We start from the raw sequence: 12,166 nt of genomic DNA, 5'->3' as shown, positions 1-12,166 counted from the left end.
GGATGCTTACCCGTGGCCGTTGTCGCCGGCCGCCGCAGCGGTCTGCGTCACCACCTGGCCATCGATCACCGGCAGGCGCTCGCCCGGCTTCTGGTCCATGCGGATGGTGCGCTCCTCGCCGTCGTAGCGGTAGGTCACGTCATACCCCACGGTCTTGTCCTGCGTGCCCAGCGAGATCCGGCTGCCCGGCTTGCTGCCCATGCGCATCGTGTCGGTGGTGCCGTCCGGGTTGCGGTAGGTCACGTTGTAGCCGACCACGCGGCTCGACTCGGAGGTGTCGGTAACGGTATGGCACTGGCGTTCGGTGCGATTGACCACCTTGCCGCCGACGTGGTTGCGGTCGACGCGGTTGCCGACGAAGCCGCCGGCCACGGCGCCCGCCGCGGTCGCGGCCTTCTTGCCGTTGCCGCCGCCGACCTGGTTGCCGATCAGGCCACCGATGACCGCACCGGCCACCGTGCCGCCGACATTGCCGTCGCGCTCGGGCAGGCGCTCCTGCACCACGACGTCGTTGCAGACTTCGCGCGGAGTCGAGTTGGTGGAGCTTTCACGCACGGGATCGGTGCCGATCACCGTGGCGTAGAGCTTTTCCTTCTCGGTGACCGGCTTCACGCCCACCACGTCGGCGTAGGCGACGCGGCCGCTGTCCGGGATGCTGTTGTCCAGCGGCGCCGCGTCGTCGAGCGCGGTGTCCTGGTCGACCAGGCCGGCCGCGGCGTCGATGCGGCCGGCCTCGTTGGCCGGCGCACGCGCGTGCTGGAACGCGGCGACCGAGACGCCGCCCACCAGCAGTGCGGCAATGGCAATGGCGATGGTGTTCTTGTTCATGAGTCTCTCCTGATGGCGGATGTCCCGCTCGTATGCCCGGCAATTTCAGCACCTGGCACCTGAACGGGGCTTCTTCGCGATCCACTGAAACTGACGCCATGATGAATTCCGCGGCGCGCGACGGCCGGTGGTAGCGTGTCAGCCCCCATCTGTTGCCTCCCACGCCGGCCTCCGGGAATCCCGCCATGCCAAACCCCCTCCTCGCCCCGCTGCTGCGCTGGTTCGGCCGGCTGAGCTATCCGAAGCTGTTCCTGCTGACGGCGGCCCTGTTCGTCGGCGACATGCTGGTGCCGGACGTGATTCCGTTCGTCGACGAACTGCTGCTTGGACTGGGCACCCTGCTGCTGGCCAACTGGAAGCGCATCAAGCCCGCTCGCGGCGGCACCATCGACGGCCAGCCGGGCCATCGCGACTGACGGCGATGCTGGTCGACAGCCACTGCCACCTGGATGCGCCCGAGTTCGATCGCGATCGCGACGCCGTGGTTGCACGCGCACGCGCCGCTGGCGTCGCCCGCCAGGTCGTGCCGGCGATCCATGCCGCCAGCTGGCCGAAACTGCGCGACACCTGCGCCGGTGCGGAGGGGCTGTTTCCCGCCTACGGGCTGCATCCGATGTTCCTTGCCGAGCACCGCCCGGAGCACCTGCCGCGACTGCGCGAGTGGATCGAACACGAGCGCCCGCTGGCCATCGGCGAATGCGGACTCGACTACTTCATCGAAGGCCTCGACCACGATGCGCAGCAGCGCTATTTCGATGCCCAGCTCGTGCTGGCGCGCGAACATGGGCTGCCGGTGATCGTGCACGCGCGGCGCGCGGTCGACGCGCTGATTGCATCGATCCGCCGGATCGGCAGTTCCTCCCAAGTTGCGGGCAACGCGCTGCGCGGCGTGGTGCACAGCTGGTCGGGCAGCCCGCAGCAGGCCGCCCGGCTCTGGGACATGGGCTTCATGCTCGGCGTCGGCGGCCCGGTCACCTACGCGCGCGCGCATCGCCTGCGCAAACTGGTCGCGCAGATGCCGCTGGAACACCTGCTTCTGGAAACCGACGCACCCGACCAGCCCGACAGCGCGATCCGCGGCGAACGCAACGAACCGGCGCGGCTGCGCAACGTCTGCGACACCGTCGCCGAACTGCGCGGCATGGCGCCTGAACAGCTCGCCAAAGCCACGACCGCGAACGCCGAACGCCTGTTCGGCCTGCCGCCACGGTAGGAGCGCCCCATGGGCGCGATGCTTTCCCCGGCAAGGCCATCGCGCCCATGGGGCGCTCCTACGAGGCCGGCTGTTTCCTGAGCAACAGTTCCAGCGCCTTGCCCGCCGCGGCAAACGCGAACGCCCCCGTGATGTGGGTCGCGGCACCCAGTCCCGCGCCGCAGTCGAGCTTGAGCGCGGCATCGGCGCCTAGCTGCGGACGCAGGCCGCACACGCTGCCGTCGGCCTGCGGATAGCGCACGTTCTCCAGCGAATACACCGCCGGCACGCTGAAGTAGCGCTTCGGCCCGGTCGGGAACCGGAACTCGGTGCGCAGCTTGCGCCGGATCAGGGCCAGCATCGCGTCGTGCTCGGTCTTAGACAGGTCACGCACGCGCACCAGGGTCGGGTCGATGCGGCCGCCGGCCGAACCCACCGTCACGATCGGCTGCTTGCGTCGCCGGCACCAGGCGATCATCTCGACCTTGCTGCGGAAGCTGTCGCAGGCATCGAGCACCACGTCGAAGCCTTCGCCCAGCAGCGACTCCATGTTCGATGGCGTAAGGAAGCTGGCCACCGGATCGACCTTGGCCTGCGGATTGATCGCGCGGCAGCGCTCGGCCATCGCGTCGGCCTTGCCGCGGCCGTACTGGCCTTCCAGCGCCGGCAGCTGGCGATTCGTGTTGGACACGCACAGGTCGTCGGCGTCCACCAGCGTCAGCGAGCCGACGCCGCTGCGCGCCAGTGCTTCCACTGCCCACGACCCGACCCCGCCCAGTCCGATGACGGCCACCCGCGATCCCGACAGGCACTCGAGTGCGCCGCGACCGTAGAGACGGTCGATGCCGGAGAAGCGTTCCTGCCACGATGCATCCATCCGCACAGTTTACCGGCGCCGGCTGCGTGGTATCGTCGCCCCAGCCAACGAGGAGCCCACCATGTCGACCACCCCCGAAGCCAATCCGGCAACACCGGCCAAGCCCTCCGCCGCCAGCCGCTACCTCTTCGTGTTCCTGGTCGGCCTGGCGATCGGCGCCATCGCCGTGGTGATGATCCTGCGCGCCGTCGAGGCCAGGAAGACCTGGCAGGACCGCTATCCGGTCGCGGCGATGGACCTGTTCCAGGCACACATGGCGCAGCTCAAGGCCAGCACCGAGGCCAACCGCTGCAGCGCCACCGACATCCTGCCGCACCTGCAATCGTTGCGCACGGTGGCCAACGACATCGAGCCCGCATTCGGCGACCTGCGCGAGGATGCGCGCTTCAGCAAGCACGCCAGCGACCTGCGCGCGGTGCTCGACTCGACCCTGGCCGCGCCACCGCTCAACTGCGCGGGCGTCAGCGCGGCGACCGCCAAGATCGGCGAAGCCTGCAAGGCCTGCCACCAGGATTTCCGCGGCTGATCTCCTGTTGCCGCGGCGGCGGGCGCCACGGCGCGAGCGTTCCGCAAACGGCCCTGCGCATGCGCGGCGCAGCGCATGCCCCGCCGCGATCGACATGAACCCGTTCTGACGCGGATCACGCTGCATCGGCGTGGCACGCGTCGATTGATCATGCGTTCACGGCACGCTGCCTACTGTTCGTGGCCATGAAGCCATGCGCTTCATCCCCCCACGACAGGAGATCGGCATGAATATCCGCTTGCTCGGCGCCACCGCCCTCATTGCCGCACTTGCCACCGCAGGCTGCGCCACGTCGCCGGGTTACGGCGGCGGTTACGGCAACTCGCCGTCGTACGGCAACAGCGGCGCGTACGGCAGCCGCGTTTGTACAGACTGCGGCACGGTCACGCGCATCGAGGCCGTCGCCCGCGGCCAGAACGTCCCCAACGCAACCGGTGCGGTCCTCGGCGGCATCGTCGGCGCGGTCGCCGGCCACGAGATCTCGGACAAGACCGGCGGCAGCAAGGGCAACCAGAACATCGCCGCGGTCGCCGGCGCGGTAGGCGGCGCGGTCGCCGGCAACGCGATCCAGAACAACGTCCAGCAAGGCACCACGTACCGGGTCACGGTGCGCATGGAGGACGGCAACCTGCGCACCGTGCAGCAGAGCGACCTGGCCGGAATCCGCGAAGGCTCCTATGTCCGCATCAACGGCGGCCGTGCCGTGCTGCGCTGAGCGATCACAGGCGTCATGACGACGAAGGCCCGCCGGATGGCGGGCCTTTTTTCGTACCGGCGCGAGGGCCGGGCACGGCACCCGGCCGATTGCTGTTCCCGCAGCGGCACATGCGTGGCGCACCAACCGCGCATTTGTGAGAATGCAACCGCGCGCACGGGACCGCCCCCGGACGCCGTGGAACTCCCTGCCGACAGTCCGCGCCACCAAAGGAAATCCAATGGACCTGCATGCCCTGTGGTACGTGCTCGCTGCCCTGATGGTCGTGGTCGGCCTGGCCGGCATCGTCCTGCCGGCCCTGCCCGGCTTGCCGCTGGTGTTCGCCGGCATGCTGCTGGCAGCCTGGACCGATGGCTTCGAGCGCGTGGAGTGGTGGTGGCTGCTGGTGCTCGGCGTGCTGACCGCGCTGTCGCTGCTGATCGATTTCTGGGCCACCGCGGCAGGAGCCAAACGCGTCGGCGCCAGTCGCAAGGCGGTGGTGGGCGCAGTGCTCGGCACGGTGGTCGGTCTGTTCATCGTCCCGCCGTTCGGCCTGTTCGTCGGCCCCTTCGCCGGTGCCCTGCTCGGCGAGCTCTGGCACGGACGCGCAGTGAACAGCGCGAGCGTCAGCCAGGCGACCAGGGTCGGCTTCGGCACCTGGATGGGGATCGTCTTCGGCATCGTGCTCAAGCTCGGCCTGGCATGCACGATGTTCGTGCTGTTCGCATGGGCCTGGTACGCCTGACCTTTCACGCGGCAAGACAGCTGTCATTGCGACATTGGCCGCGTCGCGCCGCCCAATGAAGGCGGGATACGGCTGCCTGGCTTCACGCAGTCATCCCGTCCCCGCCCCACGACGACCAACGCAAGCCTCCCTCCATCGCAGAATGTGCAACCGCCCGTGACCCGCTTCCTCCTGCAACTCGTCGCCCTGACCGCCTGCCTGCTGCTGGCAGCTTCGTCGCCCGCGCTTGCCACGCTGCAATCCGCGCAAGAAGCCGGATCGCAAGCCGGCGCAGCCGCCGGCGGCGACGCAACCACTTCGCCAGTCGCCGGCAGCGATGCGGCCGCCAGCCGCCGACTGCAGGCAAAGCTCGGCACGGATGAGGACCTCAAGGACGTGACCGCCAGCGTCGACGATGGCGTCGCGGAACTCGACGGCCGCGTCCTGCAGCCAACGCACAGGAAGGAGGCCGGCGAGATCGCCACGCAGACGCCCGGCGTGGCCACGGTGGTCAACAACGTCGAAGTCGACGACAGCCTGGGTGCCCACTTCCATGCCGCATGGAAGCAGGTCACCGGCAAGCTGGTCGCGATCGCGGCCCGCGCGCCGTTGCTGGTCGTGGCGATCGGGATCGTGTTGCTGGCCGCATGGGCCGGCGGCGTGCTGTCGCGCAACCTGCGGATCCTGCGCCTGCGGACCGAAAACCCGTACATGGACGGCCTGATCCGGCGCTCCGTGCGGATCACGATCACCATCATCGGCGTGCTGCTGGCGCTGAACCTGCTCGACATGTCGACGATGGTCGGCGCCGTGCTCGGCTCGGCCGGCGTGGTCGGGCTGGCGCTGGGCTTTGCCTTCAAGGACATCGCCGAAAACTACATCGCCGGCGTGCTGCTGAGTGTGCGCAAGCCGTTCTCGCCGGGCGAGCACATCCGCATCGACAGCTACGAGGGCAAGGTGGTGGCGCTGACCTCGCGCGCGACCATCCTGATGACGCTGGACGGCAACCAGCTGCAATTGCCCAACGCGCTGGTGTTCAAGTCGGTAATGCTCAACTTCTCGCAGAACCCGAGGCGGCGCTTCGATTTCAGGGCCACCATGGACGCCGCGCATTCGATCCGCCAGGCGCAGGCGCTGGCGCTGGATGCGTACTCGCGCATCGACGGCGTCCTGGACGACCCGGCGCCATCGTGGACCGTGGTCCAGAACTCGCCCGCCGGCATCGAGCTGCAGTTCTTCGGCTGGGTCGACCAGCGCAGCAGCGACCTGGGCAAGGTGCGCGGCGAGGCGATCCGCCTGGTCAAGTCCGCGTTCGCGCGCGCCGGCATCCAGCCGCCGCGCACCGTCTACCACGTCGTCCTTTCGCGCGAATCCGAAAACCCGGCCGCGCCCCCGTCGCCGGTCGAGCCGGCGCACGGCGCGAGCGTCGACACATCGGTCAACCGCGACATCGACGACCAGCTCGCCGATGCGCAACGCGCGGACGCTGCATCCTCGGGCAACATGCTCGACCACGACAAGGACGCGCCATGACGCCTTCACGCGCCGCCCTCGCACTGTTCCCCCTTGGCCTGGCCGCGGCGGCAGGCCCTGCCATCGCGCAATCAGCAGGCACACCGGCAGCCGGCAACATCGATGCGTGCGCGCTGGTCGAGGTCGATGCCGACCGGCTCGCCTGCTACGACCGCGTGGCCGGGCGCCACAGTCGCAACCCGGCCATGGCCGACGCCGCCGCGGAACTCGCACGCCAGAACCGCGAGGCCGCGAGCGAGGCCGAGGCCGCCGCAGCGACGCGTGGCGACCGTGCACGCAGCGCCGCCAGCGACCTGTTCGCCTCCGAGCCCGAGGACGCCATCGCCAATGCCGGCAAGGGCTCGCTGCTCGACAGCCGCTGGGAGCTGGCCAAGGATTCCAAGCTCGGCACCTTCAACTTCCGTGCCTACAAGCCTGTCTACCTGCTGCCGGCCTTCTGGAGCAGCGACCAGAACGAGCTGCCGCACTCGCCCAATCCACGCAACACCGCGACCGAGCCGCAGGTGCTGGACGCGATCGAGGCCAAGTTCCAGATCAGCTTCAAGACCAAGGCTTGGGAAAACCTGTTCGGAGACAACGGCGACGTCTGGATGGGCTACACCCAGAGTTCGCGCTGGCAGGTCTACAACGGCGAAGCCTCGCGCCCCTTCCGCGAGACCAACTACGAACCGGAAATCCTGCTGGTGTTCCGCAACAACTACAGCCTCGGCGGCTGGAAGGGGCGGATGGCGGCGGTCGGCATCAACCACCAGTCCAACGGCCGCGCCGATCCGCTGTCACGCAGCTGGAACCGGGTGATGTTCAACGTCGGCCTGGACCGCGACAACTGGGCAGTGACGTTCCGTCCCTGGATCCGCGTTTCCGACGGCAGCGACGACGACAACCCGGACATCGAGGATTACATGGGGCGCGGCGACGTGACCATCGTGCACACCATCGGCGGGCACGAGCTGTCGCTGATGGCGCGGCACTCGCTGCGCGGAGGCGACCGCTCGCACGGGGCGATCGGGTTCGATTGGGGGTTCCCGATCCACAACACGCTGCGCGGGCACGTGCAGGTGTTCGACGGCTATGGCGAGAGCCTGATCGACTACAACCACCGGTCGACCTACATCGGGTTGGGGATTTCGCTGCTGGAGTGGTTCTGAGGGGTTCCCCGCCTCTTTTCGTCTCTTCCTCGATGACTGGAGGCAGAACGGCAGGATCGCCGTTTCGCACGGCGCAGTGCGCGCAGTGCGAACGTGCTGGATGGCACGAGGGCCGTGGCGGGAGGTCGGGCAAAGGCTGCGATCAGGACTGGCGAACGACACGATCGCCGTGCGTTTCGCCGCGCGCCGCTGCCTACCGCGCACTGCGCCAGCGGCGGTGTTCCACCATCAGGCATTCGTCCTGCACCACGTCGATGCCGGCCGCCAGCAGGCGTGCGGCGAAGGCGTCGTTGCGGATGCCGGTCTGCAGCCACACCAGCCTCGGGCGCGCGGCGATCAGGTCATCCAGGTGCGGCATCAGGTCGATGGGCTTGCGGAACACGTCAACCACGTCCACCCGCACGGGGATGTCCGCGACCTTGCGGTACACGCGCTGGCCGAGGATCTCGGAGACCTCCGGGTAGTAGACCGGCACCGGCACTATCTCGCACCCGGCGCGGTGCAGGTAGGCCGGCACGATGTGCGCGGGCCGGTCGGCGCGCGATTCCGGCTTGATGCCGAGCACGGCGATGCGCCGCAGCCTGGGCAACAGGCGGTCGAAGGCGATGTGGTCCTTGATCAGCGTTCCGGGCATGCGCGGCGCTTCCGCTGGCGGGCCTGTCGACGTGGTGGCGGCCGCCTGCCGATCAAGCACCCGCCACGGGATTGTGCATGCCGGGATGTTCGCGCCGCGTGCGGGCGGCCCGCCGCCGTGGTCAGCCTTCGACCACCACCGGGATGCGCCCGATCCGCGACCGCCACTCGCGCGGGCCAGTCTTGTGCACCGACTCGCCGGCCGAATCGACCGCCACAGTCACCGGCATGTCCTGCACGGTGAACTCGTAGATCGCCTCCATGCCCAGGTCTTCGAACGCCACCACGCGCGCGGCCCTGATCGCCTTGGACACCAGGTACGCCGCGCCGCCGACCGCCATCAGGTAGACCGACCTGTGCTTGCGGATCGCCTCAATCGCCGCATCGCCGCGCTCGGCCTTGCCGACCATGCCCAGCAGGCCGGTCTGCGACAGCACCTGCTCGGTGAACTTGTCCATGCGCGTGGCGGTGGTCGGGCCGGCCGGGCCGACGGCCTCGTCGCGTACCGGGTCGACCGGGCCGACGTAGTAGATGAAGCGGCCGCTGAAATCGACAGGCAGCTCCTCGCCACGATTCAGCATGTCGACCATGCGCTTGTGCGCCGCGTCGCGGCCGGTGAGCAGCCTGCCGTTGAGCAGCAGCACCTCACCGGGCTTGAAGCTGGCCACTTCCTCGCGCGTGATGGTGTCCAGGTCCACCCTGCGCGCATTGGCCGGGTTGTAGGTCAGCGTCGGCCAGTCTTCCAGCGACGGCGGGTCGAGCATCACCGGGCCGCTGCCATCGAGGGTGAAATGCGCGTGTCGCGTCGCCGCGCAGTTGGGGATCATCGCCACCGGCAGGTTGGCCGCGTGGGTCGGGTAATCCCTGATCTTGATGTCGAGGACGGTGGTCAGCCCGCCCAGCCCCTGCGCGCCGATGCCCAGCGCGTTGACCTTGTCGAACAGTTCGATGCGCATCTCTTCCAGCCGGTTCGACGGCCCGCGCGCCTTGAGGTCGACGATGTCGATCGGCTCCATCAGCGATTCCTTGGCCAGCAGCATCGCCTTCTCGGCGGTGCCGCCGATGCCGATGCCGAGCATCCCCGGCGGGCACCAGCCGGCGCCCATGGTCGGCACGGTCCTGAGCACCCAGTCGACGATCGAGTCGGACGGGTTGAGCATCGCGAACTTGGATTTGGCCTCCGAACCGCCTCCCTTCGCCGCGACGATCACGTCCACCGTATTGCCCGGCACCACCTTGACGTTGGCCACCGCCGGCGTGTTGTCGCCGGTGTTTTTCCTGCGCCCGGCCGGGTCGGCCAGCACGCTGGCGCGCAGCTTGTTGTCGGGGTGCAGGTAGGCGCGGCGCACGCCCTCGTTGGCCATGTCCTCCACGCCCATGGTCGCGTCGTCCCAGCGCACGTCCATGCCGATCTTCAGGAACACGGTGACGATGCCGGTGTCCTGGCAGATCGGCCGGTGGCCTTCGGCGCACATCCGCGAATTGATCAGGATCTGCGCGATCGCGTCCTTCGCCGCCGGGCTTTCCTCGCGCTCGTACGCCGCGCTGAGATTGCGAATGTAATCGACCGGGTGGTAGTAGCTGATGTACTGCAGGGCATCGGCGACGGACTGGATCAGGTCTTCCTGCTTGATGGAAGCCGGCGGTGTCATGGTCAAGGCAGTGCTCGCGGGGGCTGGCAAGAACAATGCGGATTTTAGCCCACCGGCTGCCCCGCGCACTTCCGGAAACGATGCCGCCGGCGCTCACGGCACCGCCGGGTGCGGAAAGCCGCCTTCCATCGCCCGTCCACCCGGGCCCGTGCGAACGCTTAAACCCCCGCCCTTCATGGCGCATCCCAAGGACTATGCTGACCACCATCGTGACCGCACTGATGCCCGCTTCCGCACCGCCCATGGACGACGACCACGCCCTGGTGCGTGCCTCGCTGCGCGGCGACGCGTCCGCCTTCGAGACCCTGTACCGCCGCCACGTCGGCCGCGTGCACGGGGTGATCTCGCGCCTGCTCGGACGCCAGCGTCAGCGCGCCGAGGACCTGACCCAGGAGGCCTTCGTGCGCGCATGGCAGGCGCTGGGGACGTACCGCTTCGAAAGCGCGTTCGGCACCTGGCTGTACCGCCTGGCCGCCAACACCGCGCTGATGGAACTGCGCTCGCGCCGCGGCGATCCGGCGATGGACGACGAAGATGCATTCGAGCGCATGGGGCATCCGGATTCGGCCGGCCACACCACGGCGCTGGCGATGGACCTGGATCGCGCCGTCGCCACCCTGCCGCCGCGCGCCCGCGCGGTGCTTGTGCTGTACGACGTGGAAGGCTGGACCCACGAGGAGATCGCCGATGAACTGGAGATGGCCGTCGGCACTTCCAAGGCGCAACTGCATCGCGCCCGCGGCCTGCTGCGGGTGCGGCTGGGAGAACACGCATGAACATTGAACACAGCCACGAGCACGGACGCGACGGCGACGCACCGCTGCCGGAAGAACTGCGCCGCTCGCTGCGCGCCCTGCGTCGCGACGAGGTGCCCGGTCGTGACCTGTGGCCCGGGATCAGTGCCCGCATTGCCGTGACGCGAGTCGCCGGCAGCGACGTCCGGCACGCGCCAGTGACGCCCGTACCGGCATCGCCACCAGCCGCGCGGTCCTCGCGCATGCAGCGCAGCCGGCGTTCGCACCGGTTGTTCGGCCTGGCGACCGCCGCTTCGCTGGCCGCGGCGCTGGCGATCGGCTGGGGCTTGCTCATGCCCTCGCAGGATGCACCGTTGCCGGGCACGGCCGCGTCCAGCCCGATGCTCAGGGAGGCCGCACACATGACCCATGAATACCGCACCGCCTGGCGCGCGTTCGATGCGCGGCGCCCGGCCGGCGTCGACGCCAGCGCACTGCGCGAGATCGACCGCAACGCGGCGCTGGTGCGCGCCGCGCTGCACCAGGACCCGGACGCTCGCTACCTGTTCGAACGCCTGCAAAGCCTCTATGCGCTGCGCCTCGACCTGTCGCGGCGCCTGTCTTCCCTGCCGACCCCAGTATCCACCTGACCGGAGATCCCCATGTCCATCCGATTCCTGCTGCCGCTGATGCTCGCAGCCCTGCCGCTGGCCGCACTGGCCTCAACCCCGATCAACGAAACCCGCCCGCTCGACGCCGACGGCAAGGTCGAGATCTCCAACCTCAAGGGCCGCATCGAGGTGCGGGTCTGGGACAAGCCGCAGGTGCGCATCGGCGGCAGCCTCGGACGCGGGGTGGAGAAACTCGAGATCGGCCCCGGCGGCCGCGAGCTCGAGATCAAGGTGCGCTACCCGCGCCGCACCAACGACAACAACAGCGAACCCACCACCCTCGTGGTCGACGTCCCCACGCTTGCCAGCCTCGACATCGACGGCGTCGCGGTCGAAATCAGTGTCACGGGCACCGCCGGCCGCAGCCTGGAGATCGACAGCGTCAGCGGCAATGTCAGCGTTGCCGGCGCACCGCGCGCGGCCGACATCGAAAGCGTCAGCGGCGACCTGCGCCTGACCCTGAACTCCTCCGACGTCGAAGTGCAGAGCGTCAGCGGCAACGTCAACCTGCGCGGACGCCTGGACGGCGAGGTCAAGGCCGAAACCGTCTCGGGCAACATCAGCGTCGACAGCCGCGGCGAACGCCTGCGGCGCCTGTCGAGCAACAGCGTCTCGGGCAACGCCAGCCTGCAGGTGGGGCTTGCCGACGGCGGCAGCATCAAGTCCGAATCGGTCAGCGGCAACATCAAGCTGGTCGCGCCGAAGTCGCTGTCGGCGCAGGTGAAGGGCGAGAGCTTCAGCGGCCACCTGCGCGCGCCAGGCGCGAAGATCGACAAGCCGCAGTTCGGGCCGGGATCGAGCTTCGACCACCGCTACGGCGCCGGCAGTGGCGACATCCACCTGGAAACATTCTCCGGTTCGGTCGAAGTATTGCTGCAGTAGTACGCGCGCCACCGCCGCCGCGGCACGCACCCGCCATCGCCACGCCCGCACCGACGCGGGCGTGGCATTCTT

General features: G+C 69.0%; 14 protein-coding genes. 10 read left to right on the top strand and 4 right to left on the bottom strand.

Annotated elements, in window-relative coordinates:
* Nucleotides 1–6: 6 nt before the first annotated feature.
* Nucleotides 7–828, bottom strand: coding sequence for a glycine zipper 2TM domain-containing protein (locus H570_RS0105270; protein ID WP_027079831.1), 822 nt, complete (start codon nt 826–828; stop codon nt 7–9).
* A 185-nt stretch (nt 829–1,013) separates the two neighbouring features.
* On the opposite strand from H570_RS0105270, the gene H570_RS16505 reads away from it, so the two are divergent.
* Both H570_RS16505 and H570_RS0105260 read left to right on the top strand, forming a co-directional pair.
* Nucleotides 1,014–1,244 carry a DUF6116 family protein gene (locus tag H570_RS16505; protein ID WP_051176153.1) on the top strand — a complete coding sequence of 77 codons (231 nt, stop codon included), beginning with the start codon at nt 1,014–1,016 and terminating at the stop codon, nt 1,242–1,244.
* A 5-nt stretch (nt 1,245–1,249) separates the two neighbouring features.
* Complete coding sequence (locus H570_RS0105260; RefSeq protein WP_036135293.1) at nt 1,250–2,041, top strand: TatD family hydrolase; 792 nt, start codon at nt 1,250–1,252, stop codon at nt 2,039–2,041.
* Between the two features lie 58 nt (nt 2,042–2,099).
* Here H570_RS0105260 and H570_RS0105255 read toward each other — a convergent pair whose 3' ends face one another.
* Nucleotides 2,100–2,897 (bottom strand): tRNA threonylcarbamoyladenosine dehydratase, encoded by a 798-nt coding sequence (locus tag H570_RS0105255; RefSeq protein ID WP_027079829.1) that lies wholly within the window; start codon nt 2,895–2,897, stop codon nt 2,100–2,102.
* Between the two features lie 61 nt (nt 2,898–2,958).
* Between H570_RS0105255 and H570_RS0105250 the strand changes: the two genes are divergently transcribed.
* The 5 genes from H570_RS0105250 (at nt 2,959) to H570_RS0105230 (ending at nt 7,522) form a co-directional block, all read left to right on the top strand.
* Nucleotides 2,959–3,423: a hypothetical protein gene (locus tag H570_RS0105250; protein ID WP_027079828.1), complete on the top strand. Its 465-nt coding sequence runs from the start codon at nt 2,959–2,961 to the stop codon at nt 3,421–3,423.
* Nucleotides 3,424–3,649: 226 nt separating this feature from the next.
* Entirely contained in the window at nt 3,650–4,138 is a 489-nt protein-coding gene (locus tag H570_RS0105245; RefSeq protein ID WP_027079827.1) for a glycine zipper 2TM domain-containing protein, read from the top strand.
* A gap of 220 nt (nt 4,139–4,358) precedes the next feature.
* The gene (locus H570_RS0105240; RefSeq protein WP_027079826.1) at nt 4,359–4,862 is read left to right on the top strand and encodes a DUF456 domain-containing protein; all 504 of its coding nucleotides are present in this window, start codon (nt 4,359–4,361) and stop codon (nt 4,860–4,862) included.
* Between the two features lie 156 nt (nt 4,863–5,018).
* Nucleotides 5,019–6,374 carry a mechanosensitive ion channel family protein gene (locus H570_RS16500; protein ID WP_051176152.1) on the top strand — a complete coding sequence of 452 codons (1,356 nt, stop codon included), beginning with the start codon at nt 5,019–5,021 and terminating at the stop codon, nt 6,372–6,374.
* A complete protein-coding gene (locus H570_RS0105230; RefSeq protein ID WP_027079825.1) occupies nt 6,371–7,522 on the top strand; it encodes a phospholipase A in 1,152 nt (383 codons plus the stop codon). Before H570_RS16500 ends, H570_RS0105230 begins: the two co-directional genes overlap by 4 nt.
* 193 nt (nt 7,523–7,715) lie before the next feature.
* Here the strand turns inward: H570_RS0105230 and H570_RS0105225 are convergent, their stop codons facing one another.
* Together H570_RS0105225 and H570_RS0105220 are read right to left on the bottom strand one after the other, a co-directional pair.
* A complete protein-coding gene (locus H570_RS0105225; protein WP_036135409.1) occupies nt 7,716–8,156 on the bottom strand; it encodes a CoA-binding protein in 441 nt (146 codons plus the stop codon).
* Between the two features lie 121 nt (nt 8,157–8,277).
* Nucleotides 8,278–9,807: a fumarate hydratase gene (locus tag H570_RS0105220; RefSeq protein ID WP_036135407.1), complete on the bottom strand. Its 1,530-nt coding sequence runs from the start codon at nt 9,805–9,807 to the stop codon at nt 8,278–8,280.
* A gap of 194 nt (nt 9,808–10,001) precedes the next feature.
* Here H570_RS0105220 and H570_RS0105215 point away from each other — a divergent pair, with 194 nt between their 5' ends.
* Genes H570_RS0105215 through H570_RS0105205 form a run of 3 tightly spaced genes read left to right on the top strand, consistent with a single transcriptional unit; the run spans nt 10,002 to nt 12,094 of the window.
* Nucleotides 10,002–10,583, top strand: a complete 582-nt coding sequence (locus H570_RS0105215; RefSeq protein ID WP_027079822.1) for an RNA polymerase sigma factor — start codon at nt 10,002–10,004, stop codon at nt 10,581–10,583.
* A complete protein-coding gene (locus H570_RS18110) occupies nt 10,580–11,191 on the top strand; it encodes a hypothetical protein (protein WP_051176151.1) in 612 nt (203 codons plus the stop codon). Before H570_RS0105215 ends, H570_RS18110 begins: the two co-directional genes overlap by 4 nt.
* Nucleotides 11,192–11,203: 12 nt before the next feature.
* Nucleotides 11,204–12,094, top strand: a complete 891-nt coding sequence (locus H570_RS0105205; protein ID WP_027079821.1) for a DUF4097 family beta strand repeat-containing protein — start codon at nt 11,204–11,206, stop codon at nt 12,092–12,094.
* The last annotated feature ends 72 nt before the right edge of the window (nt 12,095–12,166 follow it).

This window comes from Luteimonas mephitis DSM 12574, assembly GCF_000422305.1.
GTDB classification, from domain to species: domain Bacteria; phylum Pseudomonadota; class Gammaproteobacteria; order Xanthomonadales; family Xanthomonadaceae; genus Luteimonas; species Luteimonas mephitis.
Note: the sequence above shows the minus strand (reverse complement) of the source record. Positions and strands in the feature narration are given on the sequence as shown.

Bases quoted from the DNA above. Each gene is read 5' to 3' on its own strand.
- H570_RS0105250 (WP_027079828.1), top strand. From the start codon at position 2,959: ATGTCGACCACCCCCGAAGCCAATCCGGCAACACCGGCCAAGCCCTCC.
- H570_RS0105215 (WP_027079822.1), top strand. From the start codon at position 10,002: ATGCTGACCACCATCGTGACCGCACTGATGCCCGCTTCCGCACCGCCC.
- H570_RS0105225 (WP_036135409.1), bottom strand. From the start codon at position 8,156: ATGCCCGGAACGCTGATCAAGGACCACATCGCCTTCGACCGCCTGTTG.
- H570_RS0105255 (WP_027079829.1), bottom strand. From the start codon at position 2,897: ATGGATGCATCGTGGCAGGAACGCTTCTCCGGCATCGACCGTCTCTAC.
- H570_RS18110 (WP_051176151.1), top strand. From the start codon at position 10,580: ATGAACATTGAACACAGCCACGAGCACGGACGCGACGGCGACGCACCG.
- H570_RS0105230 (WP_027079825.1), top strand. From the start codon at position 6,371: ATGACGCCTTCACGCGCCGCCCTCGCACTGTTCCCCCTTGGCCTGGCC.
- H570_RS0105270 (WP_027079831.1), bottom strand. From the start codon at position 828: ATGAACAAGAACACCATCGCCATTGCCATTGCCGCACTGCTGGTGGGC.
- H570_RS0105260 (WP_036135293.1), top strand. From the start codon at position 1,250: ATGCTGGTCGACAGCCACTGCCACCTGGATGCGCCCGAGTTCGATCGC.
- H570_RS0105205 (WP_027079821.1), top strand. From the start codon at position 11,204: ATGTCCATCCGATTCCTGCTGCCGCTGATGCTCGCAGCCCTGCCGCTG.
- H570_RS0105240 (WP_027079826.1), top strand. From the start codon at position 4,359: ATGGACCTGCATGCCCTGTGGTACGTGCTCGCTGCCCTGATGGTCGTG.
- H570_RS16505 (WP_051176153.1), top strand. From the start codon at position 1,014: ATGCCAAACCCCCTCCTCGCCCCGCTGCTGCGCTGGTTCGGCCGGCTG.
- H570_RS0105220 (WP_036135407.1), bottom strand. From the start codon at position 9,807: ATGACACCGCCGGCTTCCATCAAGCAGGAAGACCTGATCCAGTCCGTC.
- H570_RS0105245 (WP_027079827.1), top strand. From the start codon at position 3,650: ATGAATATCCGCTTGCTCGGCGCCACCGCCCTCATTGCCGCACTTGCC.